Below are 24,433 nucleotides of genomic sequence, written 5' to 3'. Positions count from 1 at the left end.
CGAAAAACAACTGGGTTCAGGGTTTGGATTTGCTGGTAGAGCATGAGTCATTCATTTCAGTAGGGCTAATCTACTTTCAGCTCTTCTCTTGATTCATGCAAGAGGTCTATTGATGCCCCTGTAAATCCGCAAACTCAATGAGATAACTGGGGTCTTCGGTTTCGTAAATTTCGACAATGGTACCGACTTGCCCAGCAGGTAGACTCTGAATGCTCTGATACTCACGCTCTAATAGAGTGAGTCGATTAGCAGGAATAGAATTTAGGGTTGCAATTGGGTCAAAAAGCTTTAGCATTAATCAAGCAGTTTCTCCAACGGAACGATCGCGCGATCGCCATTTGGTAATTTCATTCCTTCGATTGCAATAGATCACAACAAATCGCTAACTTCATCGTCTCACCAACCCACTTGCATCTGTCGCAGCAGGTCTTGAGTCAGCGGATGGTCGGAGAGTTGCGCGGTTTGCCCTGCCTGAATCACTTGGGACAGGAAAGTCAGGAAGTTTTGCCAGACCTGTTGACTGTTGGGATGGTCGGTTCCTAAAGAATTGAATAGAATTGCCAGCGCCCGCAGAAAGATCGGTTCTGCCTCCGCGTATCGTCCCTGCGAGTCGTAGAGTCCTGCCAGATTGTTGAGTCTGGTTGCGACATCGGGATGGTTGGCTCCCAACTGCGCTTCCGAGATTTCCAATGCCCATAGAAGGAGCGATTCTGCCTCTGCGTATCGTCCCTGAACACTGTAAAGTTCTGCCAGATTATTAAGCCAAGTTGCCACAGTGGGATGATCTACCCCTAATTGCTGTTCACCAATGGCTAAGGCTCTGTGGTAGAGCGGTTCTGCCTCCTTGTAGCGTCCCTGAGCATAATAGAGATTTGCCAGATTACCCAGAGTGGTTGCCACAGTGGGATGATCTACCCCTAATTGCTGTTCACCAATGGCTAAGGCTCTGTGGTAGAGCGGTTCTGCCTCCTTGTAGCGTCCCTGAGCATAATAGAGATTTGCCAGATTGCTTAGAGCGGTTGCCACAGTAGGATGGTCTGCCCCTAATTGCTGTTCGCCGATGACTAAGGCTCTGAGATACAGCGGTTCTGCCTCCTCATAGCGTCCTTGAGCACGATAGAGTTCTGCCAAATTGTTCAAATTGGCCACTGTGTACGGATGAGTTGTACCTAAGCGAGTTTCTGCAGCGGTCAAAGCGGATTGATGCCAGCACAACGCTTTGGCGTAGGCTGACTGTCCTTTGTAAAACAGGGCAAGTCGAGTAGCAAGTTCAATCAAATCTTCATCTGTCAGCCAGAACGCTAGAGTGGTGGCGGCTTCTTTTAAGTGGGGAATGGCAGGCGTGGCTTGCTCAATGATCGTGAGGGTGGAGATTGGTGGAATCTGTTGCCCCACTGTTACCATGACGCGACAAAAGGTTTGTTTCATCTCGTCTGCCTCTGTCCGCTGCTCTCGCTTTGCCGCAAAAAACTCGCGCAGCAGTTGGTGTAGCTGGTAGGTGCCCTGCCCGATTCGCTCCAGCAGATGCAGGTTGAGCAGCGACCCATCCCGCCAATCTTCCACGTCCTCGGCATCTTCCTCCGGGTAACACGCTTCTACTAACGTCCAGGGAATTTCTGCCAGGGCAAATAGACTCAGTAACTTGGCTAACCGTCGGGCTGGCTCGTCCAAAACCTCCCAACTCAACTCAAAGGCAGCGGTTACACCTAGAGATGCGGTCATTTCTGGGGCAGTATCTTTCAGTGCCTTCGCCTCCAGCCGTTTATCCTGCAAGCGTTGCCATAAGGTTTCCAATGATGTGTCGGGTTTTCGCGCCAGATAGCGCCCGACTAGCTCTAAGCCCAGCGGCAAATAGCCCAACCACTGACAAAGCTGCTTTTCTAGATCTGCAATCGCTTCAGGAAAACGGGGATCTCTGCCTTCCTTACCCTGAGTAGCAAATGCCCGCAGCAACTCGATCGCCTTCTGCTCTGACAACACCTTGATCTCAAAGTTTTGTACGGGCGATTGCAGCTTTAACCGCGTCGTCACCAAGACTCGAAACTGCGATCGCTGAGGCGGCAGCACAGAGGCAATATCCCCATACTGCTGCACGTCATCAAACACAATCAGCGTCTCTCCGGGGTGCCAGTTGCGCCAACAGTGTGACACCTGTTCTGCTAATTTCAGATCTTCTGAAATCGTTAGCCCCAACTGCGATCGCGCAAACAGCACAATCTGGGTACTCAGGTCTTCCCGTGCCCTCAGCCAGCAAATTCCACCGGGATAGGTACCCCTGTCTCGCTGTTGCAAGGCATATTGGGTGGCGAGTTCGGTCTTGCCAATCCCACCCATGCCGGAGACAGCAGAAATGGCGGTTAACGCTTTCGTTTGCATTTGAGCGTGCAACCGCTCTAGCTCGTCGTCCCGACCGATAAAGATGGTGCTTGCTATCGGTAGGTTAGACGGAATGTTAGGCGGAAACACAGGTTTTGGGCGGTGCGAAGCAGTTCCGAAGGAATCGCCCCCTGATGCCGCACTCCCTGGGAAACGCGGCTTTTGATCGGGCTTGGCGCGGTCTTGAGAGAGCGATCGCAGCAACACATTCTGCGCCTCTGCCTCTGCCACATCCACCAGATCGATATAAACAATAGGACGTAATAATCCCGACAACTGACATTCCTTTACCCGCACCGGAATCAGCAATCCCTTCTCGCCCGTTGGGTCTTGAACAAATGCTGCTGCCCATTCCGGTGCTGTAAACGCCGAATTCAAGTAAGTTTCTGATAGGACAGCGATCGTGCGTTCTGCCTCCGATGCTGCCTTTTGCATATCCAGCACAAAGTTTCCGCCTGCGCGAAAATCCTATGCCTGAATCACCGTCGAATATCCTGCTTCCTCTAGCATCCAGGCAATCCATTCTGCCCAGGCGCGATCGTGACGGTTATAGCTAACAAAAAAATCCTTCATGGGGCAGGCACAGAGGGATTAAGGTCTGGGGTGAGGCAGGATCTTGTTGATCTCTAGCATCAAGCTGCTTCTGCAAAAACTTGAATTTTTGGCAAAAAAATATGCAAATGGGCGGGTTGCTATCTCTTTTCTACTCTGGCAAAGTAACTTTTTCCGCTAATCTTTGGTATTTGTGCGAAAGACTCCAGCATTTGCCTTTGCGGGTTAGTAGGTTAGGTGAAGCGAACGCGTAACTCAACAAGCCCTAATCAAGCGTTGGGTTGCGCTCTGCTTCACCCAACCTACGGTGCTGTTTAAGTTGGTTTTACAGCACTCTCAACCAAGACGGATTGCAATAGATCTCCCTTCCAACCGCATCAGTTCTGTTTTAAGTGCGATCATTTTCACTTCAAGCAGGAACAGTCTTATTTGAAACAGGAACGTTCCGACTTTAAGTTGAACCATTCTCATTTGAAACAAGATGATTGCTGTTTCAAATGAGAATGTTCCTGTTTCAAACGAGAATCGTCTCACTTCAAACGAGATGAATGGCTCTTAAAACAAAAACGTTCCTATTTGCGGTAGGAACGTTCCTGATCAGTGTTGAATTGGATAACTTTCAGACTGTACGAGCAGGTTTAGAGGGGCGATCGCCAACTCTACAAAGATATCCGTAAGCCCGCTCCTACGCGACACTCAAACTTTTTATCACACGCTTGTAGATTGCGGCTTGGTCTTTTTTGCTTTGCGGGCAAAGCGTTGTCCCATTTCATCCACTACTGTCTCTAGCCCTGCCCCCTGCACACTGGCTTTGGCGTAGTTATACACCTGCAATGCGGCTGAATAGGCTTCACTGCCCACCGTTGTATACGTATCATCCAGCAATTCCTGGAGCTGCGTTACTGCCATCACAATCGCATACATCGCCTCAAACAGCTGCACATCTTTTCGCATCTCCTCCAGGTTAAATGACCTGGGCAAAAAGTCTGGATTCTGGGTTGCGACCTCCAATGCCTTGCTGACAAACGCTCGGCTCTTATCGCCCATCTTGGGGAGAGCTTTACGCTCCTCCACTGTCAAATCAACCAAAAACGGCAGCTTCTCCTTTAAAGTGGTAATCGCTGCTAATGCGGCATCCCGGTCGGCTTGAGTCAACGTTGCGCTAATTTGGTTTGTTGCCATAGATAGATTCCCCTGGCTAGGTTTACGAACTTCAGTCTGCCCAAATTCATTCCGTACTACCCAATACAGCGCTTCGTTCAATGCAGAAAATTACCTTTGAGCTAGACGTGTACTCCTTTCACATTGATTTTTTAGGTCATGTGAACAACACGGTTTACACCCAGTGGATGGAAATTGGGCGAACAAAGCTGCTAGAAGCGATCGGAATGCCCCTTCACACCATCTTTCAGCAAGGATTTGCACCAGTGTTGGTGCAGACAAATATTACCTATAAGTCACCATTGCTATTAGGCGATCGCGTCCACGTTGAGCTGTGGCTTTCTGAACTGCGAAATGCTTCTGCGGTGATGCAGATTCATTTCTTTAATCAACACCAAACATTAGCGGCTGAAGGACAGCAAAAAGGATTATTTGTCGATCGCCAAACCATGCGACCCAGAAGGCTTCAGCCAGAAGAACGAGCTTTGTTTTTGCCTTATCTCATAGAGCAATAAAAAAGCCTTATCTTATACAGGCTCCGTAGGATGCGTTACGCTACCGCTAACGCATCGCTCATCTACTTAAATCTCAGGTACACTGAAGAACCATCCAAACGTTCTCGAACCACTGGGACGCTAAATCCGATTCTGTAATCCAGAAGTACAAACACCCTACAGATCCCCACATCCAACCAGGATCATCATCACTATCAAATTGAAATAGCAGTGTCCATTGCGATGCTTTAGATTCTAGTTCAGGAACGCAGGGGTTTTGATGCCACTCTGGATTACCCAGATCAACTCCATTAGAAGCCAACTGGCATTCGAGTTGCATTTCGCCTTGAACTTCCTGTGGATGACCGAGAAGTTGATGCCCGTAGTCCTGCACGCCCTCAGTGGAGCCAAAAGCCCAATATAATTCGTGCTCCTCATCAGTGAGATTTAAAGGTTTAATGTATAACGTTTCCCATCCAGGGAATGTTAGTCCGTTGTCAGTAGAGATCTTGCACGGCTTGTATCGAGCATAATCAGGAATCGATGCTGGGTAAGAAGCTCGATGTAGCAATTGATTCGGGAAGAGATAAACGCGCCAACTGCCTTTATCCTTCAAGTTAAAACCCCACGTCCTTTGCTCACAATCGTAAAAGAAAGATAGCAGACCGCTTGAGGGAAGCGGGGACACAATGGAATTCTTTGCGATCGCAGCAAGGTTGATTTGCCCCAGAAATGAGAGCGGTTGATTGTCCCATTCGGGCCACAAAAAGTCTTTCGGCACGTCGGGAAGCCCACCAAACTTCGATGCGCCAACAGGGATTTCATCATCGTCACTCGGCGTAGTACGAAACCTGATGCAGGGACGAGCGAGTCGGGCGATATCACCAGCAACACGGGCAAGTCCAGCATCAACGAGTTTTTGCCATATTTGCTCACGGTCGATCATGGCTTACACGTTGATAGAAAAGGTAAGGGCAGGGGTTTAGGCTTTCTCACCTTACCATTGACCTGTTTTTGCAACACAACCTCTCATACATCAATAAAAAAGGGGGCACACGTGCCCCCTTTTACCCTATGTTTTGTGTACTTTAGCCCTACACGTGAATCGCTTCTTGAATTGGAGTCGGTGACTTCACCTGAGCTAGCAATTCATGTAGCTCCGTACCCTCAATCACTTCCGTGTCGAGCAGCTTGGCGGTGATCGCCTCCAACAGTTCCCGATTCTGGTTTAGGACATCGAGTGCGTGCTGGTGAGCGTTTTCTACAATTTCCTTCACCTCACGGTCAATCGCTTCGGCGGTTTGCTCACTCATTGCGCGACGAGGATTCGGCGCACCGTTATCCAAAAACATTCCCTGCTGACGCTCATAGGCAAGTGGCCCTAACACCTTACTCATGCCGTAGGTCATCACCATCCGCTCTGCCAGGTCAGTGGCGCGTTGCAGGTCATTGGATGCGCCAGTAGTAATGCTGCCAAAGATGACTTCCTCAGCAGAACGTCCACCCAGCATCGTAGCAATCTGCCCGCGCAGTTCTGCCTCGTCCATTAAGAAGCGATCTTCAGTGGGTAGTTGCAAGGTGTAACCCAGAGCAGCCATACCGCGTGGGATGATCGAGATCTTTTCGACGCGACCACTTCCGGGCATCAGTGCGCCAACGAGAGCGTGACCGACTTCGTGATAAGCCACAATCTTTTTCTCTTTTTCGTTGAGCACGCGGCTCTTTTTCTCCAGACCCGCAACAACTCGCTCGATCGCCTCGGCAAAGTCTTCCTGGGCGACGGTTTCACTGCCGCGACGGGCTGCTAGTAGAGCCGCTTCGTTTACCAAGTTGGCTAGGTCGGCTCCAGCAAAACCGGGAGTACGAGTGGCGATCGCTTTCAAATCAATATCCGGTCCCAATTTCACTTTTTGAGAATGGATGTTGAGAATTTCTTGCCGTCCTGATAGGTCGGGGCGATCAACTAATACTTGGCGGTCAAACCGTCCGGGACGGAGCAGCGCTGGGTCAAGCGTTTCGGGGCGGTTGGTAGCTGCTAGCACGATCACCGTTGCATCGCCTGCCGCAAAGCCATCCATCTCGGTCAACAACTGGTTGAGCGTTTGCTCTCGCTCATCATTGCCGCCATAAAAACCACCTGAGTTACGAGACTTACCAATCGCATCCAACTCATCAATAAACACGATGCAAGGAGCTTGCTTTTTCGCCTGCTCAAACAGGTCACGCACCCGTGAAGAACCTACCCCAACAAACAGTTCCACGAACTCAGAACCAGAGATACTGAAGAAAGGAACGCCTGCCTCTCCGGCAACCGCTTTGGCTAACAGCGTCTTACCTGTACCAGGAGGTCCAACGAGTAGCACGCCTTTGGGAATGCGGGCTCCGATTTGGGTGTAGCGCTTGGGTGTTTTAAGGAAGTCAACGATTTCAACCAGTTCGGTTTTTGCTTCCTCAACGCCTGCCACATCCGCAAACGTGATCTTGTCAGACTCACCTTCTACATATACTTTTGCTTTACTCTTACCAATCGAGAGTGCACCCTGCGGGCCACCGCCGCCTCGGTTGAGAAAGAATTGCCAGATTCCTACAAAAATCAGCGGCGGAATTACCCAACCTAAAATGCTGGTAAACCAACTGTTTCGAGGGGGTGGCGTAGCGGCAAATTCAACGCCTTTTGCCTCTAACAGCTTAGGCAACTCTAGGTCAAAAATGGGTGTGGTAGACAACACCTGTCCGGGCTGATCAGCATCTGTTTTCAGCTGATAGCGAATCTCATTTTGCCCCACCGAAGCGCGAGCAACTTCCTGATCCTGCACCTGATGAATGAATAGGCTGTAGGGTACTTGGGGAACGCGCGGGCCAAACAAGCTAGGGAAAAAGATGTTGACCAGCAAAAATACCCCTGACAGCAGCAGGAGAATGTTGCCAATTTGGCGAGAACGAGGAGGCTGAGATTGGTCTTTTTTAATGGGCATATAAATCTAGTTGCTCCTTTTTATGCTCTTTTCTTAAAGAGCTTGGATGGAAAGAAGGCGATCGCAAGTTTTCTAACACTTGCATCACACCTAACTTCACATAACTCAATCATTCTAAGATGAATGCCTAGGCAGCAGGCTAGACGCGTATGGGCGGATTTCCGGCTATCCAGGTTCTAAGCCGGAAGATACATTTTGTCAGAATGCACCGCACGCACGATTAGGTGAGTGGCGATAAAAACCACTACCCGAACAAAACCCACCTTCGCAAGTTCCAATCTTCAATTCTGCGTATGTAAGCTTTGCTGCGATTGCTACGAAGGATACTTCTAGGACGAGTTCCAACGCATTCTTACAGGACTGTGACCAAAGGGTTGCCCTCAGAAGCAATATGTGAGGTGAGGTGATTGACGATTTCCTTAGAGTGCGCCGCTCAAGAATTAAGCCGTCTCCATCCAGTCAAAGATCTTATCCAGCTGTTCCAGGGTGATCAGCCCGTACTGCCACAACACCATCGGCAAGAAACTCACGCCCTGGTCGTGGTGACGCAAGCCTACAGCGATTGCATCAGCAGGAACTGCCAGGTCTTCACGCAGAAAATTGATGAGCCGAGTCTGATGTGATGAGTCCATCGCTTGTTAATCGTCCTTTTGTATAAAAGAAATGTAACAAAGTTTATTAATTTATGTGAACGCTTCTCAGCTTGTATTCTCAGGATTATAGCGGCAAGGCTGAAGAATTTGGAATCTGACTTTAGTCCAGGGGCGATCGCTGATTACTGGCAGTTACAGGGCAAACGGCTATCTAGTTAGAGCAATGCCAGCAAAATAGTTTCCCTATTCAATGCCAAGACTATAGTCAAAGCGTCTTTCTTAAGAATGAGAATTAAATGAGAAGTTAAACTGAGCCGAAACTCGTTTTGCTCTTAAGTTCGGTAGTGTACATCACTATATAGCAGCAGATTTAAATTCCATCTTCTTTGCGTCAAGGCTTACAAAACTGCTACAAAGCTAAACTAATCTCAAACTTTGGTCACTTCACCATCTATGCCCATAGGAGAGTTAACCATCCTTAAAATCTCGTTACGTTGTTGTTCAGGTGAAGACACCTATGACGAATTTGACGAATTTGACGAATTTGAGTAACCCTTTTATGACATTTACCAACATCAAGAACAACCAAAAGGAAGCTGTGCAAGCATTCCAGCAGTTTAATATAGACGAGCAGCTTGCCCTTCTCTGGTATCTTTACAAGGACATTGGCAACCAGATTTCGCCAGAGCCAAACGACAACTCGACCGGTTCTCCGATTGCCGGAAGCTGGGTCAATCAGATTAAGCAAGCTCCTAAGGAAGAACAGCTTCAAATTCAGCGAGACATTGCTTCTCGCAAAGATACTGAATACAGCCACCAATATGGTGCTCTAGATTCCAGCACCAAGCTGTTTTTCTGGTATGCGCTGGCACAAAGCATGGATGAAGGTTCTGTTATTCAAGTGCCTTCTGACTACAACCTACCCGAACAGGCGCAAGGCTTCCTGGAGCAACTGAAGCCGCTCAGCCTGGAGGACAAGATTACCTTTGCGAAGAGTGTTGTATTGCCAATGGGTAGTGGTTCACCCCAAAGCACCCAAATCTAAGAGAAAGGTGCGCTAGCAGTAGGGTAAGCACCCCTTTGCTTTACCCATCTAATCTCACTAAACTCCTGTAACGGGCAAAGATAATTGCCCTTCGTCCATCCCGTTTTTGAGGCGATCGCCCTTTTTATATAGGCGATCGCCTCAATTCTTAAGAGGCAACTCTAAAGGAAATTTAACGGTAAAGGTAGAGCCAACATCTGGCTGAGAGACAACTTCAAGTTGACCGGACAACAGTTTGACCAATCGGGAAACGATCGCCAGTCCTAACCCAGTACTATCTGGAACCTTTTCCCGATCGCCCAAGCTGCCCTGAAAATAGGGCTCGAAAATTCGCTTTTGGTCTTCGGGGCTAATCCCAATGCCGCTGTCTGTAATGGCGATCGCCCACATCTGGTCTGAAACCATCTCACAAGTTAACTGCACCGATCCCTTCGCGTCGGTGTAGCGAATGGCGTTACTCAATAAATTAGTGGTAATTTGCTGAAGCCTTAGTGGATCGGTTACTACTTGGGTGGGAGCGCGATCGCAGTCCACTTGTAGCTGTAAGTTTTTGGCGTTAGCCAGGGTTTCAACCATTTCCACCACCGACCGAATTAAAGGCCGAACTTCAATCTCAGTCACCTGAAGCTGCATTTGTCCAGCTTCGTAGCGCGAAATTTCTAACGCATCATTAATCAGACGCAAAAGCTGCCGTCCTCCCGTAAGGACACGCTCAATACTTTCTAGATTAGGAACCGCATCTCGCAATCCAGGGTTCTGGCGATGTTGACGCAGAAACAAATCAGAGTAGCCGATGATTGAAGTCAGAGGAGTTTTTAGCTCGTGGGCAAGATGAGACAAGTTCGTTTTGCTAGCTCGAACCAGTCGCGTCAGTTCCTGATTGGTTAACCGAAGCTCATTTTGCAACTGCTCTAATTCTTGCAGTCGTCCTTGCGTGTAGCTATCAAAGCAGCGGGCGATCGCCTCATCAATCACCATATCAATCAGCCGCACAGCCCGCAGCATCTCTCTAGGTGAACCTTGCAACAAATCTGTTTCTAGCGCTGAGAATAGAATCGATCGCAAAAGCCGATATTCTCGCGCAATTTCTGACGGCTCAAATCCTTGCTCTGCCCTCACTACCCCGTGTTCTAGACTCGCGTCAACCAGCGTTTGTACATCACTCACCTCAGACTGAGATAGCATCGTTGCCATTGCTTCTAGCACTCTAGGAAGACTATCTCGCACTGCCTTATGAGTTAGCTCACGGGTTGTTTCAATCTGCTCATCCTGATAGACCGCTTTGATCCAGTCCTCTACAATGCCATCAATTTTTGGGCTGAGCAGTTTGCCGAAATCTGTCATTGGGTTAAATATCAAGTAACCCTTTAACTGTTAGTGCAGATCGTCAAATTAAACTACCGTCTAGGGTGTGAAATTTACGAGTTGAGGGTGCTTATTGTGCAGGTTTACTATTTGTCATCTATGGAGAATTGCTAATCCGAAATGAATAACTAATCACCTCTGCAATGAGTAAATTGACTCATTTAAGCTCATTAATTACCCTTAAGTTTCTAATTTTTTGGATGAAATTGCTTAAAAAGTGCCCAAATCTATATAAATTAAAGGTTTTACCGTTCCATATCGCTCAACTTGACCTTAGAATAAAGCATTGAAAATTCGAGTCTGCGGGAGTTTCAGCGGTTTTGCCTCAACTTTCCACTCGATTTTCTACTCTCAGATCTCAATTTGAGTTCTGGAATACCTTATCTACTCAGCTCATAGCTCCAAGGAGATTCCCATGAACAAGGGCGAATTAGTTGATTCCGTGGCTGAAAAAGCCAATGTAACCAAAAAACAAGCCGATGCCGTTTTGACTGCTGCCATCGATTCCATCATGGAAGCGGTTTCTAAGGGTGAAAAGGTAACGCTGGTTGGTTTTGGTTCATTTGAACCACGTGAACGCAAAGCCCGTGAGGGTCGCAATCCCAAAACAGGCGAGGCGATGGAAATTCCAGCGACGAAAGTGCCTGCTTTTTCTGCTGGCAAGCTGTTTAAAGAGAAGGTCGCTCCCCCAAAATAGAACCGTTCCTGCGAGGGCTTCTCGCAACCATGTCCGTGCAAAAATATCCGTGCAGGTATCTTCAGTGCGACCTCGACATGGGGGAAATTTAACTTGGGCAGCATCGCTGGCAGGTTGTTCCCCCTCTATGATTCTCGATTTTTCTGCAAGTATTAATCCGCTGGGACCTCCTCACTCAGCGATCGCCGCCATACATAATCATTTAGGCGATCTGCGAAACTATCCCGACCCCAATTATCAAGAGTTGCGACAGGCGTTGAGTCAGTTTCATCGCCTGTCGCCTGATTGGATTTTGCCGGGAAATGGCTCTGCGGAGTTGCTCACCTGGGCAAGCCGCGAGCTAGCAGAACTGGATGCAACCTACCTCCTCACTCCAGCGTTTGGAGATTACCTCCGATCGCTTAAAGCCTTTAATACGAAAATTGTTCGCTGTCCACTAAACCTGGATACCTCATCAGCAACGACCTTTGTAGAAGTTTCCGTAGAAGCTTCTGCAAAGGTCGTTTCGTCATTTCAGCCTCAAGTTTTACCTCAAATTTTGTCAAATTTGCCCTCTCAGCCAGCCCAAATAGGTCTGCTGTTAAACAATCCACACAATCCAACAGGTTGGCTATTTTCAAGCAAAGAGATTTTGCCTTATTTAGAACAGTTTGCGCTAGTGGTTGTGGACGAAGCATTCATGGATTTTCTGCCACCTGACCAGCAGCAAAGCCTGATCGAATGGGTGTCAGATTATCCTAATCTGGTCATTTTGCGATCGCTCACTAAGTTTTACAGCTTGCCAGGACTGCGAATTGGTTATGCGATCGCCCACCCCGATCGCCTCCAGCGCTGGCAACAGTGGCGCGATCCCTGGTCAGTTAACACCCTAGCGGCGGCAGCAGCAGTTGCCGTTCTGCAAGATACTACCTTTCAGCAGCAAACCTGGGACTGGTTGGCAGAAGCGCGATCGCAGCTCTTTCAAGGGCTTTCAGACCTGGCTGGTTTGTCTCCGCTTGCAGGTGCAGCAAATTATTTACTGGTGCAATCCGACCATTCCGTCATGCAGCTTCAGCAACAACTGTTAAAGCAAAGCCGTATCCTGATTCGAGACTGTATGAGTTTCCCCGAGTTGGGCGATCGCTACTTCCGCGTCGCCGTCCGCACTTTGCCCGAAAACCAACAACTGTTAGAAGCGCTGAAGTAGGTTGGGTGAAGCAAAGCGGAACCCAACACAACCTTCTATTGTTGACTTATATCTTTGGGTTTCGTACCCTCAACCCAACTTACTTGGGAAACCCTAGTCCCTAGCCCCAGTTCCCTCTTGTCTATGCCTCCTGATTACAACCTGGTTATCATCGGCGGAACTGCGGCTGCGCGTTATGCTGCCCTAACTGCAGGTCGCCTCAAAGCTCGTGTCGCCCTAGTAGAACCTGAATTCTTAGGGAATCAAATCCTGCGCCATCAAACCCTAGTCCATGTTGGGCAAGTTGCTCAGCAGATGCGTCAAGTTGAACAGTGGGGACTGTCTGGAGGAAATTTTGATGCACCCGTGCAGTGGTCAGCCTCACTTCAGTGGGCGCAGTGGGTGACAGAGGTGCAGGACGAAGGAGAGCGATCGCTTCCCATTCTGGCGGCTTCTGGCGTAGATGTGATTGTAGGTACGGGTGAGTTTATCCGTCGTCCACACTTAGCGTTTGGGGTAAATGGGCGATCGTTGCGATCGCGCACCTATCTGATTGCAACAGCCTCTTGTCCTGTAATCCCCAATATTGATGGACTAGATACCACCCAACCCTGTACTCCAGAGACTTTTTGGCTTACCCCTCCGCCATCACCTGCACATATTGTGATTCTGGGTGGCACACCCAGCGGACTGGAGTTGGCTCAAACCCTGGTGCGGTTTGGCTATCAGGTGACACTGATCGTCAAAACCTTATTGCCCCACGAAGACGCTGAGGTTGCTCACCTGATGCAAGCCCATTTGGAGTCAGAAGGCGTGCAGATTCTCAGTCAAACTCAGGTGACTCAGGTAAAGCAACTGGATGATAAGAAATGGGTGCAGGCAGGCGATCGCGCCCTGGAAGCTGACGAAGTCATAGTTGCGACGCGACAACAGCCTCAACTTGATTCACTTAACTTAGAAGCTGCTGGGGTGAAGTTTACGGCAAAGGGGATTCCAGTTAACAACAGACTGCAAACATCGAATTCCCGCATTTACGCCTGTGGTGAAGCGTTGGGTGGTTACCCGTTTCCGCATTTAGGACAGTATGAAGCGGTGATCGCCCTCAAAAATGCACTCTTCTTTCCTTCCACCAAAACAGACTACCGAACCATTCCCTGGGCAATCTTCACTGACCCCGAACTGGCACGAGTGGGACTAACCGAAGCGCAAGTGATTCAACAGTTTGGGGACCAGTTTGATAAGAACGTGATCGTGCTGCGACAGACTTTCAAAACGTTAGCAAAGGCTCAGATTTGTGGTGCAACAACAGGCTTCTGCAAACTGATTGTGCATCGCAATGGCAGAATTTTAGGCGCACATCTGATTGGCGCAAACGTAAGTGAAATTGTCGGGGCGATCGCCCTCGCCATTCGCCAAAACCTGCACATTAAAGCGCTAGCAACCCTGCCGACAATTTCTCCAACCTGGTCAGAGATCGTGCAGCAGACCGCGATGGAATGGGAAAGGAAGTGGGGCGATCGCCACCCCTTCCAACAGAACCTATTAGAAAGCTGGTTCAACTTCCGCCGTTAAACTCTTGCCAGCGTCACCATTTCCGACTGATCCTGATACTTACCCCGACGCGTCTCGTAGCTGACCTCACAGGGTTCTCCCTCCAAAAACAGGAGTTGCACAATTCCCTCATTCGCATAAATCCGACAGTCCGCACTAGAGGAATTAGAAAACTCCAGCGTCAAATGTCCGCGCCATGCCGCCTCTGCGGGAGTTAGGTTCGCAATGATGCCACAGCGCGCATAGGTACTCTTGCCAATGCAAACGACCGTAATGTTGTCAGGAATTTGCAGCCGTTCTAGCGCCACTCCTAACCCGTAAGAATGGGCAGGCAGAATAAAAAACTCACCACTGGAATCATTGTGCAGTCGAGCGGGTTCTAAATTATCGGGATTGAAATGCTTGGGATCGACAACCGTACCGGGAATGTGGCGGAAAATGCGAAACTCTGTCGGGGACAGGCGGATGTCATAACCGTAAGAAGAAAGCCCATAGCTAATCACCGGACGCATTGCCGTTGATTCTAAACTGATGCCTCGAATTAGACTTGGCTCAAATGGGGCAATCATGCCCTGAGCCGCCATCTGAGCAATCCAGGTGTCATTCTTAATCATGATTTTTTAGGAATAGAGAATAATAAGGGCAACTTTGAGTTGGGCTTAGGGGCGATCGCTTCGCCTTAACTCGGTAATCTGGTCAGCCACATTTCGGATGGATTCAGACACTTCTGGCCCAGTCAAAATTACGTCTACATGACACGGACGATTTTCTAAAAACGCTAAAACTTCCGTTTCTGGAATCAGCCCAAAATTGATCGCCAAACTTAATTCATCCAGCACCACCAGCGAGTATTTGCCCTCTGCAACAACACTCTGGGTGTAGCGCCAAAGGTCAAGCAAAGCTAGCATTTCAGTGTCTTCAATCTCAGCGGTGTCAATGCAGCGAGGCAAATCACAGCGCAGCCAGTCCAGGTTTTGCCCCAGCTTTACCGGATGCTCATGCCCCTGTCCAATGCCGCCTTTGAGAAACTGCACTACCAAGACAGTTCTTCCCTGACCGGCAATGCCTAATGCTTGCGCCATCACGTTTGTGAAGAAACTGCGGTAGGGAGATGTAAAAACTTGAATCAATCCCCCAATGGTGTAGGAATGGCGATTAGAACCAGTAGCTTGGGTTTCGAGTTGGGAAACCATAGGAAATCACTCTAGCGAATCGGGTTTTGACGGGTCGTAAAGCGTTGGTTGGTACTGGATTAGTACAAGGATACGTTACTCAGAAGCATACGGCTTTTGCCTGAATAAATCCAGATAGAAAAAACAAAATGTAGCGTCATCTCCCTGATTTTTCCCTCTATCAAACACTACAGATGTACAGCCGTCAACTGATCAAGAGCTACTTGCTGAATGTGATTAGAATGTGTTTGAGAAGCAAAACTCCCTAAGGGCGTAGCATTCGGCAGACAATCTTTGGAATAGAGCAAGCATTATTGCCCGAATGCTATGCCCCTACACGACCCTATCTCTTCGCCTAACTCTCAACCCCAATCCCCAAAACGCTGTATCCTTCTGAGGAGAAGAGGCACAGATGAGGCAATCACAATGTGGCAGCGTCCTGATGGTCGGCAACCTGACCAACTGCGTCCGGTTCGGTTTGAGCGACAGTTTACTCGCTTTGCGGCTGGTTCGGTTTTAACGCACTGTGGTGATACTCAAGTGCTGTGTACGGTCACGGTTCAACCTGGAGTACCAAAATTCCTAGCAGGAACTGGGCAGGGATGGCTTACCGCAGAGTATCGAATGTTGCCGGGAGCCACGCCGCAGCGCCAAGAACGAGAGTTTATGAAACTGTCGGGACGGACGCAGGAAATTCAACGCTTGATCGGGCGCAGTTTGCGATCGGCGATTGATATGAAGGCGTTGGGTGAACGCACGCTGATTGTGGATGCTGACGTATTGCAGGCAGATGCCGGAACGCGCACAACTGCAATTACGGGTGGCTATGTAGCAGTGAGTGACGCGTTGCAAAAACTGATAGAGCGGGGAGAATTGGAGCGATCGCCCCTGCATCATCAGGTTGCTGCTGTTTCCATTGGTCTAATTGAAGAAGTTCCTCTCCTAGACCTCAACTACCCCGAAGATGTCGCTGCAACCGTTGATTTTAATGTTGTTTTAAATCAAGATCTGAGTCTAATCGAGTTACAGGGAACTGCTGAGGAAGGTAGCTTTACTCGTGTTCAGCTTAACCAGATGATGGACTTAGCCGAAAAAGGCATTCAGGAATTGTTGGAGTTGCAGCGTCAGGCACTTCAATAAGCTCACTAGATAGGGGGTGCGGGTGGAGCGTTTTCAGAATTGTTGGAGGCGATCGCCTGCCCATCTTTGGATGCAACGGAACCTTCCGAGGAATCTGTAAAGGGGAAATCTCTCTTAACGGGGTCTACGAGCGGCAATGTCGCTAAACCTTCTGTTGCTCCCACAGGTATCCACTGAGGTTTCTTATCCCATTTGTCTAAGACGTCTTTGATTAATACTTCCTCAATCCAGGTTTTGGCGACAACCGTTAGCGGTAAAGCGAGTAACAGCCCCAAAAAGCCAAAGAAGCTAGCAAAGAAAATTTGAGCGACCAGAGTGGCGGCAGGCAAAAGTGAGACTTGCTGCGCCATTACAGTAGGGGTGAGCCAATAGCTCTCAATCTGCTGAATCACCAGATAAAGAATGAGCACAGCAATAGCCTTCCAGGGTGCATCGAGCAGGGCGATCGTCAGTGGAAAGACTACGCTCAGCGTTGGTCCAATATTGGGAATGAAATTGAGAAGTCCCGCTAACAGGGCATGGGCTAGCACCAGTTGAATTTGTAGTATCCACAGTCCAACGCCGCTAAGGGCAGCAATGAAGAGAGAATTAATCAAAATTCCAGCCAGCCAGTTTCCTAAACAAACCTCACATTTCACTAAAATTTCGTCTGCCCGTCGTCGATAAAATGAGGGAAAAAGCTGCAAAAACGCCTGTCGATAGGAGATTGGGTCTGCCAGAAACATAATTGTCAGAACGATCACCAGCAAAAATTGCAGTACTGCCGTGAGTGAGTTTGAGAAGAATGCAAAGAAGTTTTCGAGCAGATTCCTGAACAGTGGTTGCAGTTCTCGCGTCAGGTTGGAGGGTGTGGGTAGCTCTAATTCTGGCAGCCAAGTGGGTTGCTGATTGATCAGCCCTTCCATCCCTTCTATCCATTCCAGCGCTTCAGTCAAGGCTCTAGGCAGCAAATCAACCAGTCGCAAAAACTGATTCAGGAAGGGGGGCACAATCAAAACGACAAACAGGATGTTGACTAGCAACAGTAACCCTAGCGTCAGCGGTACTGCTATGCTGCGACGCATTCCGGCTCTCTTAAACCGCTGCACCAGACTATTGAGCGCAGTTGCCAGCACCACGGCTGTAAACACCAGCAGCAGTATTTGACGAATTTCCCAGAGGATCATGAGGGCGATCGCCAAACATAGAAAGCCGAGCCACTGACCCAATTTCACAGAGCTAGCTCCTAAAAATTGAAATTACACTTATCCCATATCAGCAACACCTGTATCTGTCTGATTCTCGGAATCTTTTTTTGATTGATTCGCGATAGCCTGCTGCTTTTGCTGAATTGCTTGCCGAAATCCTAGCAGAACCAAAACGTTTGAGAGTGTTAGGAAAACTTCTGCCCCACCGTGCAAAAAGTCCACGTTTGCCAGAGATTCCCCATAAGCAACTTGAGCATAGATGCCAATCGGAATAGTTACTGCAACGAACACAAGCGTCATGTAAAACCCAATTAGGGCAAGGCGTGGCGTTTGGCCAGAACGGGTCAGAAACCAGAGGAAGCCAAGGTAAGGAAAGAGGGAGAGGGCGAAGAGAGTTTCTTTGGAAGGCATGGGAGGAGGGAAGGGGGTTAGGGACTGGCTGTCGCTTTAGAGGTTTATTTTTGTGCGTTCAATACACAAAAATAAACCTCTTCAATTAATTAAATTAATTGGAGGTTATTCGTCTTTTGTTGGAAGAAGGGGCGGTTCCTGCGGAGTTGCGCGGGGCGCTAATCGCCAGATCCACCAGGCAGCAAGGCAGAGTGTAATGTTGCCCACGACGGTCATAGCGGCTTGCAGAGTGACTATCCACTCTAGCTCAGGCGCATTGTCAAACAAGTGCCAGGTGCAGGCACACATAGCACTAACCAGGGCAGGCAGCATTCCAAACGACAAAGCTCGCCATGCCTGATTTTGCGTGACTTCTGCATACGTCCAGATCAGCCAAATTGCGGCGATCCATTCGATCACACTTGAGATGTGAATAATCCAGGTGGGGATAGAGAGAGCGTGCATATTAGAGTTGAGAGGCTGTTTTAGAAGTTGATTGTTCGTCAGCTTAGAGTACGAAAAATCAACCCTTTCAATCAGGTATTGTAAAGGGTATGTTGTTCAGGATGGTTGGAACGGCGAATGCGGGCGGTTTTATGCGGTTACTATGGCAAGGGCAATGGGGGAGATGAGGCACTTTTAGCGGCTTTGCTGCAAATGTTACCTGCCCACATAGAGCCGTTTGTGCTGTCGGGCAATCCGACCGAAACGACACGACGCTATGGAGTAGCAGCGGGCGATCGCATGTCTTCCTCAGTCTTTCAAGTCTTAAGGCGATCGGATGCTTTCATCTGGGGCGGCGGCAGTCTGATGCAGGATGCAACCAGTGCCCTTAGTCCGGTTTACTACGCAGGACTGATGGGTTTGGCACGACGGATGGGACTCAAGACGATCGCCTGGGCCCAGGGAATCGGCCCGTTAAATCGTGCTTCAACACGTTGCTTAGCAGAAAAGGCTTTTACGGGTTGTGCGGCGGTGAGTGTGCGCGATCGCGCTTCTGCTAAATTGCTGATGGACTGGAAGATTCCCTGTACACTGGCACCTGATCCGGTTTGGGCACTAGAGCCTAAGTCCGTTCCGGGTTTATGGGATTTGCCTGCTCCTAGAGTCGCAGTAGTGTTGCGTCCTCATCCAGAGTTGACTCCAGCCCGACTCCAGGTGTTGACCCGTGCTCTGGCTGATTTTCAAGAGGCGACTCAAACCTGTTTGCTGCTGATTCCATTTCAGCCTGAGCAAGACTTGGCGATCGCCCAGGCGATTCAACCCCAGCTACCTGGCTCCAGCCACATTTTGACGCTCGAAGATCCGCAGCAGTTGCGAGGCGTGTTTGAAGGAGTGGAAATGGCGATCGCCATGCGCTTTCATGGACTCATCATGGCAGCGGCAGCTGAGTGTCGCTGTTTCGCAATTAGCTATGACCCCAAAGTGAGCCAGCTTATGCAGGACTTAGACCTTCCTGGCTGGACACTTGACCAAATTCCCAACGATCCGAGTCAAATCTGCCAAACCTGGCTAGAACTGTACGCCAACGGTGACCCACTCTCTGCTGACCAACTCCACTCCCTTCGAGACAGAGCCTTAATGCACCAAGACCTGTTGCACCAAGCTTTGAGATTTTAAGGAATTTTAAGGCTCAGGATTATCAAGCGCCCGCACTTGTTCCTCTGTTAATCCTGCAATAGCAATCACTTGCTCAAGTTCCATGCCGGTTGCTAGCAGATTGCGGGCAGTCTGGAGTAATTGGGACTGAACTTGTTCCTTAGCGGCGCGTTCCTGTTCTTTTTCAAGCCGTTCCTGCTCTCTAGCAGCACGTTCCCGTTCTTTTTCAAGCCGTTCCTGTTCTTTCTCAAACTGTTCCTGTTCGGTGTCGGTCAGCAACCAGTTGCCTTCGCGATCGCACCAGCGCAACCAGGAGTCCGGCACACCCTCAAACTCACCTTGCCAAATTCCTAAGCCAATCTCCAGATCATCTAGCCAGATGAATGGAGCCACTTCACCAACGGGTTGCTCCTGGTACTGTCCACCCTCTAGCTTGAAGTAACGCAATTGTCTAGTGTAACGACTGTAGACGATGTAGTGCGGGACTCGTAAATACTGCTCGTATACCTCTAGCTTGCCAAGAGGTCTTATGTTTTGGGAGGACTCTCCGTTCAATTCAGGTGAGGTTGCAGTTGTAACGGCACTATGAAACCGACCTAGAGCGTCAGCCTCGGTGCCAGGAGACAAAAACTCAACGATGACACAGAGGGAAACCTGCCTTCTTGCCACACTACATAGCTGCGGCGCAAGTCCTGGCCTTCATAAAGACAAGACACACCAACCACCAGAAACCAGTCTGGGCGTTTTTGCCACAGGGGGTGAGCGACATCGTAATAGAGGTTAAGGTCGGAGGCGGTGAAGCAGTTTTCGCGGCCGTAGCGACTGAGGCGTAGAGTGCGGCTGAGCAGTTGCGGTTGCAGGTCGTGAAACTCGTCGGGCAAACCAGGCTCCTCTGGATCTTCGCTGGGCAAATCATACATGGTGGGCAGGGTTTCGCGGGGCGATCGCGGCGGGTCAGTTTGCTCAACTCGTCTTGCCCGACCTTCAGCCGTTAGGTTATCGAGAATGGACATAACCCTTCCTGGTGACACGATGTTAGTTCTAATTTACATAACGACCAGCAATCAAAACTCTACTGCCCCTAATGCTCTCAAAGTCGCTCTCTGGGCAGCGGTTAGTCCAGTTGTGCCTGTGATGTTCATGGCTTCATAAGGACGTTCGGCCCTGAGCGTTTTAAGACAGTCTCCGGTTTTGACTTGCCAAAGTTTGATTGTTTCGTCTTCGCTGCCGGAGACAAGATACTGTCCGCCGGGACTGAAGGCGATCGCATTCACGGCCTTTCTATGCCCCTGCAACTGATTCAGGCATTCAGTCTGACTAATATCCCACAGCTTAATCATCTGGTCATTGCCACTACTAGCGAGAATGGGGGGCTCAGAATTAGGGCTGAAGGCGACAACCTGTACCCAACCCGCTTCCTGGGAAATGGTGCGAGTGCATTCCCCCGTGCTGACATCCCACAGTCGAATAGTTTGATCGTCGCTGCTGCTGGCGACGGTGTTGCCGTCCGGGCTAAAGGCAACCGATAGAACAATTTTGGTGTGTCCCTCCAGCACGGTTAGACATTCGCCTGTATTCACATCCCATAGCCGAACGGTTTGGTCATCGCTGCCGGTTACCAGAAGCTTACCGTCGGGACTAAAGGCAACAGAAAAGAGCCAGCTTGTGTGTCCCCGTAACGTCTTAAGGCATTGTCCGGTGCTGGTTTCCCAGAGTTTGACCGTGCGATCGCCACTGGCACTTGCGAGAAGCTGACCATCTGGGCTAAAGGCAACTAGGCGCACCTGTCGCGTGTGTCCCCGCAAAGTAGCACGGCAACGTCCAGTTCTCACCTGCCACAGTTTAATAGTTTGGTCGTCGCTACCGCTGGCGATAAGCTGTCCATTAGGACTAAAGGCAACCGACCAGATGCGTCCGGTGTGTCCCCGCAATTCCTTAAAACATTTCTCAGTCTGCAAATCCCACAATCGCACTGCCCGATCCTCACCGCCACTAGCAAGGGAATTTCCGTCAGGGGCAAAGGCGACCGACCAGATCCAGTTGTTGTGTCCTTGAAAGCTGCGGAGGCACTGCCCGCTGTGAACTTCCCAAAGGCGAATGGTTTGGTCATCGCTGCCGCTCGCTAGCGTCTGGCTATCAGGACTAAATGCGACTGACCAGACCCGACTGCTATGTCCCTGAAAGGTTCTGAGAAATTGGCGGGTGTGGGCTTCCCAAAGTTTGATGGTTTGGTCGTCACTGGCGATCGCCACCAGCTCTCCATCAGGACTAAATGCGACTGACCAGATGCGGCTGTCGTGGGGCGCAATGTGCAGACATTCTCCCGTGCTGACCTGCCAGAAGCGCACCGACTGATCATCACCAGCCGTCACTAAAAGTTGACCATCGGGGCTAAACACAACGGATCGGATGCGGTTTGTATGTCCTTCCAGGAGGAGACATTTCTCTGTTTCTACATCCCACAGCCGCACGATTTGATCTACGCCGCCACTAGCGAAGTGTTTAGCATCCGGGCTAAAAGCAACTGACCAGACCCCGCCCAAGTGTCCCTCAAAGGTGTTGAGACAGTCACCTGTGTTAACATCCCATAGTTTTACTGTCTGGTCTTCACTGCCGCTGATCAGGGTTTGACCATCGGGGCTGAAAGCGGACGACCAAACCCAACCCGTATGTCCCTGTAAGTCTTGAAAGCATTGTCCCGTAGCCGAATCCCACAGCCGCACGGTTTTGTCTTTGCTGCTGCTGGCGATCGCCTCCCCATCAGGGCTAAAGGTAATCGACCAAACCCACTCGGTGTGCTCCCGACAGGTATAAAGCTGTCTGCCGTCTGCCACCTGCCACACCCGAATTTCGCCATCTTCATCGCTGGTAGCCAGGAGAGTTCCATCGGGGCTAAAGGCAACTGACAGAATGCTACCCAGCGTTTGAGCAAATACAGATTTCGCCAGATCCGCGTCGGTAAAATCAACCCGGTGCAGGCTCATATCGGCTAGATAGGCGTGCCACACTCTGATTTGAGCAAAATCGAAGTCCGTCAAATCGGTCTTAAGCTGCCGATACAGGTTAATCAGGTTGCCGCCACCATAGCCGCTTTGGTCAGCCAATTCTTGCAGCTTTTCCAAGACCCGATTTAGCTTTTGCTCAACGTCTGGCTTCGTCCGCAGTCGGGACATGAGTTGATTGACAATCGGCTCTAAAATAATCCGAATCTGGCTTTCCCGAATATAGTCTTTGGTTGAAGCTTTGAGCAGCGCGTGAGTGATAAACAGTGAGAGCTTTTCGGTGAGAATCTCCTGGCAAGTTTGCTCAACCAGATTTTCAGTCACATACTCCATGACAACGGGCTGTTGCGTGTAACTGTTGGACTGGCGATCGCCTGGTGTAGAGGTTGCTTTTTCAATTAGCGATCGCCGCCGCAGTGAGCCAATCGCCTCAATTAACTGTGTTCTAGTGACAGGTACTAACAGATCTTCCTGCAAATCGGCGAAAGCAACGGGTTCCCGGTCGATCGCCAGCCAATACATCATTTCCCGCTCTAAGTCTGACAGGCGGCTAAATTGCTGGTCTAGCAGGGTGCGAATATCATCAAAGACAGCAGTACCTTGTGCCAAAAATTCGGCAATGCTGCCATCAAATAGGTCTTGAATCGTGGTAGCGACAATCTTTAGCGCCAGTGGATTCCCAGCGTAGCGATTGGTGAGTGCTTCTAATTCAGCTTCAGAACCAACAAACTCACCTTTTGCTTTGAGAATTTCCTGTCCGTCAGTTCCCCGTAAGCCAATCAGATTCAGCGATCGCACGGGTAATGTATCACCTTCCAAAGAGACAAATTCCCTCGGCTTTTCTCGACTGGTGATCACCAGACAGCTTTGGTGAGTCACTTCTCCCACTCGCCGCAGCAAGTCTCCATAGCCCTCATAGCCTTCGCGATAATATCCGGCATAGTCGCCGCCACGCAAAATCGTTTCGGCATTATCCAATACCAATAAGCAACGGTGAGTGCGGAAATAGTGAATCAGCCGAGTAATTCTAGCGCTGAGTTCTTTAGATAAGTTGGCTTCAGTTTCCTGGTCGTTGGAGAAGATACGGATTAGGTCAGCGAGGATATCTTCTACTGAGGGAGCATTGCGGAGCGATCGCCAAATCACAAACTCAAACGGGTTATAGGGAGATGTCTCTGTTATCCCTGCACCCTCGACGATCTCTTGTGCCAGCTTCACTGACAGAGACGTTTTGCCAATGCCGCCCATCCCCAACATGGCAATTAGGCGACAAGGTTGACTAGTCTGAGTGCCCAAAATCCACTGCTTTAACGTATCTAGCTCTTCTGCCCGACCGTAAAAGGTGGAAACGTCGATCGCTTCTCCCCAGTCGCAATGGGGAGAAAAGGGGCTGGGCGTTAGGGGCGGGGGGTTAAGGGGAGAAGGGGTTGAGGGTACGGGGGTGGAATCGGTAGGTTCTGGGGTAGGTGGGAGGCGGTGTAGGTTTCTTCTGAAAACGGACTGGAGGTTGCTTTTGCTGACTTTTTCACCCAGAGATTCTGATAGAAGCTGCCACAGTTTGGAGCCGACATCCTTGATATAGCCAGGGTCATATCCTGCCGAATCGGCAATTTCAGCATAGGTCTGCCCTTCCCAGCAGCAGCGAAAGACGATTTCTTGAACGTCGTTTAGGCGCTCTTGCTGTAAGGCTGTATCTAAAATAGCCAGTGCTTCCTCAACGGTCATCGTGACTTGCCTTACTTCGATCTCTTGTTCACTTCATTAAACCACCCTGCAAACTGAACGGCTCCGATGCCAGTTATACAAGCGCTTTAAGCTTTTCACCTGTTGGAAGAGAGCGGTAGATTAATCCCGGTGTAACGTATCAGTTTCTGCAACTGCAGAGCAACGTTCTCTTTAACAGTAGAAGATAAATTTTGTACTCGAATCACCTTTTAAGGTCTGAATGGCGCAAAAACGACTAAGTTGT

23 protein-coding genes and 1 pseudogene are annotated in these 24,433 nt (G+C 49.6%); 8 read left to right on the top strand and 16 right to left on the bottom strand.

Going from position 1 to position 24,433, the window contains the following annotated elements; translation table 11 throughout:
• Positions 1 to 106: 106 nt before the first annotated feature.
• The 3 genes and pseudogenes from H6F93_RS05825 to H6F93_RS33865 form a co-directional block, all read right to left on the bottom strand.
• Positions 107 to 295 (bottom strand): DUF4926 domain-containing protein, encoded by a 189-nt coding sequence (locus tag H6F93_RS05825; RefSeq protein ID WP_190679672.1) that lies wholly within the window; start codon positions 293 to 295, stop codon positions 107 to 109.
• A 101-nt stretch (positions 296 to 396) separates the two neighbouring features.
• The gene (locus tag H6F93_RS33870) at positions 397 to 1,404 is read right to left on the bottom strand and encodes a tetratricopeptide repeat protein (protein WP_242043323.1); all 1,008 of its coding nucleotides are present in this window, start codon (positions 1,402 to 1,404) and stop codon (positions 397 to 399) included.
• Positions 1,405 to 1,935: 531 nt separating this feature from the next.
• Positions 1,936 to 2,949, bottom strand: a pseudogene (locus H6F93_RS33865) (TIR domain-containing protein); the annotation flags it as partial.
• Between the two features lie 527 nt (positions 2,950 to 3,476).
• On the opposite strand from H6F93_RS33865, the gene H6F93_RS34550 reads away from it, so the two are divergent.
• A complete protein-coding gene (locus tag H6F93_RS34550; protein ID WP_277882827.1) occupies positions 3,477 to 3,605 on the top strand; it encodes a hypothetical protein in 129 nt (42 codons plus the stop codon).
• 31 nt (positions 3,606 to 3,636) lie between these two features.
• On the opposite strand, the gene H6F93_RS05815 is transcribed toward H6F93_RS34550, so the two are convergent.
• The gene (locus H6F93_RS05815; RefSeq protein WP_190679671.1) at positions 3,637 to 4,110 is read right to left on the bottom strand and encodes a hypothetical protein; all 474 of its coding nucleotides are present in this window, start codon (positions 4,108 to 4,110) and stop codon (positions 3,637 to 3,639) included.
• Positions 4,111 to 4,190: 80 nt separating this feature from the next.
• On the opposite strand from H6F93_RS05815, the gene H6F93_RS05810 reads away from it, so the two are divergent.
• Positions 4,191 to 4,604, top strand: coding sequence for an acyl-CoA thioesterase (locus tag H6F93_RS05810; protein ID WP_190646663.1), 414 nt, complete (start codon positions 4,191 to 4,193; stop codon positions 4,602 to 4,604).
• 73 nt (positions 4,605 to 4,677) lie between these two features.
• On the opposite strand, the gene H6F93_RS05805 is transcribed toward H6F93_RS05810, so the two are convergent.
• From H6F93_RS05805 to H6F93_RS05795, 3 genes are all read right to left on the bottom strand, one after another.
• On the bottom strand, positions 4,678 to 5,529 hold the full coding sequence (locus H6F93_RS05805) for a YwqG family protein (protein WP_190679670.1): 852 nt from the start codon (positions 5,527 to 5,529) through the stop codon (positions 4,678 to 4,680).
• Positions 5,530 to 5,677: 148 nt separating this feature from the next.
• Entirely contained in the window at positions 5,678 to 7,558 is a 1,881-nt protein-coding gene (gene ftsH4, locus H6F93_RS05800) for an ATP-dependent zinc metalloprotease FtsH4 (RefSeq protein WP_190679669.1), read from the bottom strand.
• Between the two features lie 440 nt (positions 7,559 to 7,998).
• Positions 7,999 to 8,190 carry a DUF2949 domain-containing protein gene (locus tag H6F93_RS05795; RefSeq protein WP_190679668.1) on the bottom strand — a complete coding sequence of 64 codons (192 nt, stop codon included), beginning with the start codon at positions 8,188 to 8,190 and terminating at the stop codon, positions 7,999 to 8,001.
• Between the two features lie 520 nt (positions 8,191 to 8,710).
• Here H6F93_RS05795 and H6F93_RS05790 point away from each other — a divergent pair.
• Complete coding sequence (locus H6F93_RS05790) at positions 8,711 to 9,196, top strand: orange carotenoid protein N-terminal domain-containing protein (protein ID WP_190646667.1); 486 nt, start codon at positions 8,711 to 8,713, stop codon at positions 9,194 to 9,196.
• Between the two features lie 141 nt (positions 9,197 to 9,337).
• On the opposite strand, the gene H6F93_RS05785 is transcribed toward H6F93_RS05790, so the two are convergent.
• Positions 9,338 to 10,540, bottom strand: coding sequence for a sensor histidine kinase (locus H6F93_RS05785; protein ID WP_190646668.1), 1,203 nt, complete (start codon positions 10,538 to 10,540; stop codon positions 9,338 to 9,340).
• Between the two features lie 436 nt (positions 10,541 to 10,976).
• On the opposite strand from H6F93_RS05785, the gene hbs reads away from it, so the two are divergent.
• From hbs to H6F93_RS05770, 3 genes are all read left to right on the top strand, one after another.
• Entirely contained in the window at positions 10,977 to 11,258 is a 282-nt protein-coding gene (gene hbs, locus H6F93_RS05780) for a non-specific DNA-binding protein Hbs (protein WP_190646669.1), read from the top strand.
• 49 nt (positions 11,259 to 11,307) lie between these two features.
• Positions 11,308 to 12,444 carry a threonine-phosphate decarboxylase CobD gene (gene cobD / locus H6F93_RS05775; protein WP_524537902.1) on the top strand — a complete coding sequence of 379 codons (1,137 nt, stop codon included), beginning with the start codon at positions 11,308 to 11,310 and terminating at the stop codon, positions 12,442 to 12,444.
• Positions 12,445 to 12,567: 123 nt separating this feature from the next.
• Positions 12,568 to 13,995 carry a dihydrolipoyl dehydrogenase family protein gene (locus H6F93_RS05770; protein ID WP_190679666.1) on the top strand — a complete coding sequence of 476 codons (1,428 nt, stop codon included), beginning with the start codon at positions 12,568 to 12,570 and terminating at the stop codon, positions 13,993 to 13,995.
• Here H6F93_RS05770 and dcd read toward each other — a convergent pair.
• Together dcd and H6F93_RS05760 are read right to left on the bottom strand one after the other, a co-directional pair.
• The gene (gene dcd, locus H6F93_RS05765) at positions 13,992 to 14,588 is read right to left on the bottom strand and encodes a dCTP deaminase (protein ID WP_190679665.1); all 597 of its coding nucleotides are present in this window, start codon (positions 14,586 to 14,588) and stop codon (positions 13,992 to 13,994) included. The genes H6F93_RS05770 and dcd overlap by 4 nt on opposite strands.
• Positions 14,589 to 14,633: 45 nt before the next feature.
• A complete protein-coding gene (locus tag H6F93_RS05760) occupies positions 14,634 to 15,167 on the bottom strand; it encodes a P-loop NTPase family protein (RefSeq protein WP_190679664.1) in 534 nt (177 codons plus the stop codon).
• A 306-nt stretch (positions 15,168 to 15,473) separates the two neighbouring features.
• Between H6F93_RS05760 and rph the strand changes: the two genes are divergently transcribed.
• Positions 15,474 to 16,286, top strand: coding sequence for a ribonuclease PH (rph, locus tag H6F93_RS05755; protein WP_524537901.1), 813 nt, complete (start codon positions 15,474 to 15,476; stop codon positions 16,284 to 16,286).
• A gap of 5 nt (positions 16,287 to 16,291) precedes the next feature.
• On the opposite strand, the gene H6F93_RS05750 is transcribed toward rph, so the two are convergent.
• The 3 genes from H6F93_RS05750 to H6F93_RS05740 form a co-directional block, all read right to left on the bottom strand.
• Positions 16,292 to 17,500, bottom strand: coding sequence for an AI-2E family transporter (locus H6F93_RS05750; protein ID WP_190679662.1), 1,209 nt, complete (start codon positions 17,498 to 17,500; stop codon positions 16,292 to 16,294).
• Positions 17,501 to 17,530: 30 nt separating this feature from the next.
• Entirely contained in the window at positions 17,531 to 17,884 is a 354-nt protein-coding gene (locus H6F93_RS05745) for a DUF3593 domain-containing protein (RefSeq protein WP_190679661.1), read from the bottom strand.
• A gap of 105 nt (positions 17,885 to 17,989) precedes the next feature.
• Positions 17,990 to 18,328 (bottom strand): DUF2499 domain-containing protein, encoded by a 339-nt coding sequence (locus H6F93_RS05740; protein WP_190679660.1) that lies wholly within the window; start codon positions 18,326 to 18,328, stop codon positions 17,990 to 17,992.
• Positions 18,329 to 18,445: 117 nt separating this feature from the next.
• Between H6F93_RS05740 and csaB the strand changes: the two genes are divergently transcribed.
• Entirely contained in the window at positions 18,446 to 19,483 is a 1,038-nt protein-coding gene (csaB, locus tag H6F93_RS05735) for a polysaccharide pyruvyl transferase CsaB (protein WP_190679659.1), read from the top strand.
• Between the two features lie 6 nt (positions 19,484 to 19,489).
• Here the strand turns inward: csaB and H6F93_RS05730 are convergent, their stop codons facing one another.
• The 3 genes from H6F93_RS05730 to H6F93_RS05725 are packed head-to-tail and all read right to left on the bottom strand — an operon-like array spanning position 19,490 to position 24,189.
• Complete coding sequence (locus tag H6F93_RS05730; protein ID WP_347277248.1) at positions 19,490 to 20,131, bottom strand: Uma2 family endonuclease; 642 nt, start codon at positions 20,129 to 20,131, stop codon at positions 19,490 to 19,492.
• Positions 20,059 to 20,475, bottom strand: coding sequence for a Uma2 family endonuclease (locus tag H6F93_RS35045; protein ID WP_347277247.1), 417 nt, complete (start codon positions 20,473 to 20,475; stop codon positions 20,059 to 20,061). Before H6F93_RS35045 ends, H6F93_RS05730 begins: the two co-directional genes overlap by 73 nt.
• A 51-nt stretch (positions 20,476 to 20,526) precedes the next feature.
• The gene (locus H6F93_RS05725; RefSeq protein ID WP_190679658.1) at positions 20,527 to 24,189 is read right to left on the bottom strand and encodes a WD40 domain-containing protein; all 3,663 of its coding nucleotides are present in this window, start codon (positions 24,187 to 24,189) and stop codon (positions 20,527 to 20,529) included.
• Positions 24,190 to 24,433: the final 244 nt, after the last annotated feature.

The sequence above is a fragment of the Leptolyngbya sp. FACHB-671 genome (genome assembly GCF_014695745.1).
Classification (GTDB): domain Bacteria; phylum Cyanobacteriota; class Cyanobacteriia; order Elainellales; family Elainellaceae; genus JAAUTN01.
Note: the sequence above shows the minus strand (reverse complement) of the source record. Positions and strands in the feature narration are given on the sequence as shown.

Excerpts from the sequence above, each read along its gene's own strand:
- H6F93_RS05825 (WP_190679672.1), bottom strand. The coding sequence starts at position 295 with ATGCTAAAGCTTTTTGACCCAATTGCAACCCTAAATTCTATTCCTGCT.
- H6F93_RS33870 (WP_242043323.1), bottom strand. The coding sequence starts at position 1,404 with ATGGTAACAGTGGGGCAACAGATTCCACCAATCTCCACCCTCACGATC.
- H6F93_RS34550 (WP_277882827.1), top strand. The coding sequence starts at position 3,477 with ATGGCTCTTAAAACAAAAACGTTCCTATTTGCGGTAGGAACGTTCCTG.
- H6F93_RS05815 (WP_190679671.1), bottom strand. The coding sequence starts at position 4,110 with ATGGCAACAAACCAAATTAGCGCAACGTTGACTCAAGCCGACCGGGAT.
- H6F93_RS05810 (WP_190646663.1), top strand. The coding sequence starts at position 4,191 with ATGCAGAAAATTACCTTTGAGCTAGACGTGTACTCCTTTCACATTGAT.
- H6F93_RS05805 (WP_190679670.1), bottom strand. The coding sequence starts at position 5,529 with ATGATCGACCGTGAGCAAATATGGCAAAAACTCGTTGATGCTGGACTT.
- ftsH4 (WP_190679669.1), bottom strand. The coding sequence starts at position 7,558 with ATGCCCATTAAAAAAGACCAATCTCAGCCTCCTCGTTCTCGCCAAATT.
- H6F93_RS05795 (WP_190679668.1), bottom strand. The coding sequence starts at position 8,190 with ATGGACTCATCACATCAGACTCGGCTCATCAATTTTCTGCGTGAAGAC.
- H6F93_RS05790 (WP_190646667.1), top strand. The coding sequence starts at position 8,711 with ATGACATTTACCAACATCAAGAACAACCAAAAGGAAGCTGTGCAAGCA.
- H6F93_RS05785 (WP_190646668.1), bottom strand. The coding sequence starts at position 10,540 with ATGACAGATTTCGGCAAACTGCTCAGCCCAAAAATTGATGGCATTGTA.
- hbs (WP_190646669.1), top strand. The coding sequence starts at position 10,977 with ATGAACAAGGGCGAATTAGTTGATTCCGTGGCTGAAAAAGCCAATGTA.
- H6F93_RS05770 (WP_190679666.1), top strand. The coding sequence starts at position 12,568 with ATGCCTCCTGATTACAACCTGGTTATCATCGGCGGAACTGCGGCTGCG.
- dcd (WP_190679665.1), bottom strand. The coding sequence starts at position 14,588 with ATGATTAAGAATGACACCTGGATTGCTCAGATGGCGGCTCAGGGCATG.
- H6F93_RS05760 (WP_190679664.1), bottom strand. The coding sequence starts at position 15,167 with ATGGTTTCCCAACTCGAAACCCAAGCTACTGGTTCTAATCGCCATTCC.
- rph (WP_524537901.1), top strand. The coding sequence starts at position 15,474 with ATGCCCCTACACGACCCTATCTCTTCGCCTAACTCTCAACCCCAATCC.
- H6F93_RS05745 (WP_190679661.1), bottom strand. The coding sequence starts at position 17,884 with ATGCCTTCCAAAGAAACTCTCTTCGCCCTCTCCCTCTTTCCTTACCTT.
- H6F93_RS05740 (WP_190679660.1), bottom strand. The coding sequence starts at position 18,328 with ATGCACGCTCTCTCTATCCCCACCTGGATTATTCACATCTCAAGTGTG.
- csaB (WP_190679659.1), top strand. The coding sequence starts at position 18,446 with ATGCGGGCGGTTTTATGCGGTTACTATGGCAAGGGCAATGGGGGAGAT.
- H6F93_RS35045 (WP_347277247.1), bottom strand. The coding sequence starts at position 20,475 with ATGTCCATTCTCGATAACCTAACGGCTGAAGGTCGGGCAAGACGAGTT.
- H6F93_RS05725 (WP_190679658.1), bottom strand. The coding sequence starts at position 24,189 with ATGACCGTTGAGGAAGCACTGGCTATTTTAGATACAGCCTTACAGCAA.